The organism is Methylosinus sp. R-45379 (genome assembly GCF_001644125.1).
Lineage (GTDB): Bacteria > Pseudomonadota > Alphaproteobacteria > Rhizobiales > Beijerinckiaceae > Methylosinus.
Map to the genome: position 1 here is coordinate 1 of NZ_LUUM01000133.1, position 1,376 is coordinate 1,376.

General features: G+C 66.1%; 4 protein-coding genes. All 4 read left to right on the forward strand.

Features of this window, described 5'->3' with window-relative positions; all coding sequences use genetic code 11:
* The first annotated feature begins 103 nt into the window (after positions 1-103).
* Entirely contained in the window at positions 104-445 is a 342-nt protein-coding gene (locus A1351_RS25785; protein ID WP_245291596.1) for an MbnP family protein, read from the forward strand.
* A 4-nt stretch (positions 446-449) separates the two neighbouring features.
* The gene (locus A1351_RS25990; RefSeq protein WP_371441460.1) at positions 450-638 is read left to right on the forward strand and encodes an MbnP family protein; all 189 of its coding nucleotides are present in this window, start codon (positions 450-452) and stop codon (positions 636-638) included.
* A 23-nt stretch (positions 639-661) separates the two neighbouring features.
* Complete coding sequence (locus tag A1351_RS25790; RefSeq protein WP_245291597.1) at positions 662-1,168, forward strand: MbnP family protein; 507 nt, start codon at positions 662-664, stop codon at positions 1,166-1,168.
* A gap of 19 nt (positions 1,169-1,187) precedes the next feature.
* The coding region (locus A1351_RS06840) for a hypothetical protein (protein WP_157096147.1) at positions 1,188-1,376 on the forward strand (189 nt) is incomplete at its 3' end.

The following is a 1,376-nucleotide window of genomic DNA, read 5'->3' on the forward strand; positions in this document are numbered from 1 at the left end:
CGGCGCGCGCGCCGGCCAAGCCGGCCGCCGTGTCCATTCCCGCAATGGCCTTCGTCGAAAAATCACATTGATCCGTAGCATCATCGAGTAAGAGGAGAAAAATATGCGCGCCTATCACAAGACGGCCCTATTGCCTTTGCTTCTCGCCGCCTTTCCGGCTCACGCGGCGTCGCCCGCCGCGCGGCAGGAGGTCGCCATTCACTTCGCCTTGCAGGCGGGCGGCGCTCCGGTCGAATGCGGCAAGCCGATCGCCGCGCTCGGCGCGACGAAAGTCGCCGCGCAATTGCGCGACGCGCGTTTCTATGTCTCCAATCTCGCGCTCATCGACGCCGACGGCAAGGAGACGCCGGTCGCGCTCGACAGCAATGACTGGCAGAATCCTCATGTCGCGCTGATCGATTTCGAGAATCAGAAAGGCCGCTGCAAGGGCACGCGGCGCCAATGACGTCATCACCGGCGGCGTTCCCGCCGGCAAATACAAGGGACTCGTCTTCACCGTCGGCGTGCCGAGCCTGGCGAAGGACGCGCAGGGGAATGATGTCGCGCTCAATCATTCCAATCTCGCCACCGCTCCGGCGCCGCTGGATGTGCAGGGAATGAATTGGGGCTGGCAGGCCGGCCGTAAGTTCATCGCATAGAGCTGGAGCCCGAAGGCGGCGTCATGCGCAAGGCGCCCCCGGCGCGTCTGCCCAGAGAGGCGCCCGCCGCGCCGAGCGCCGCCGAGGCCGCGCGGCTCGAGGCGATCGTCAAATTGGAGGCGCCCAAGGAGAAGGAGCAGTCGCGCGTCAATGGCGACGGCACCATCACCGCTTCCACTTGGATGATGCATTTCGGCTCCACAGGCTGCAAAGGCGATCCGCTCACCGGCGAGATCGCGAGCTGCGCCGCGCCCAATCGCATCGCCGTGCGCTTCGATGCTTTCGATCCGGCCAAGCAGCATGTGATTCTCGATCTCGAGGCGCTGCTCGCCGGCGTCGATCTCTCGCATGACGCCGGCGGCGCCACGGGCTGCATGAGCGGCCTCGCCGATCCGGAATGCGGCCCGCTCTATGAGGTCGCGGGCCTGCGCTTCAAGGAGAGCGCGCCGGACATGAATGATATCGGCAAGCCCTCGGGCGTCCCGCAGCGCATCTTCCGCGTCGGGCCGAAGATTCTGGCGGCCAACTAACGCGAATAGGGCGTTCAGAATGCGGCTGGTCCTGAGAAAAGAGCGCGCGGCGCAGGGCGTGGACAACGCCGTCGCCGCGCAGAGTCGAAAGGCTCTCATCGGAAAAATCTTCGCGGGCCGGCGCCGTGCGACGATCGCTCTGCTGCTGACATTCGTCATCGGCGGAGCGATCGCTTGGCGCATCTTCGGCGCGGCCGAGGCGCCGGCG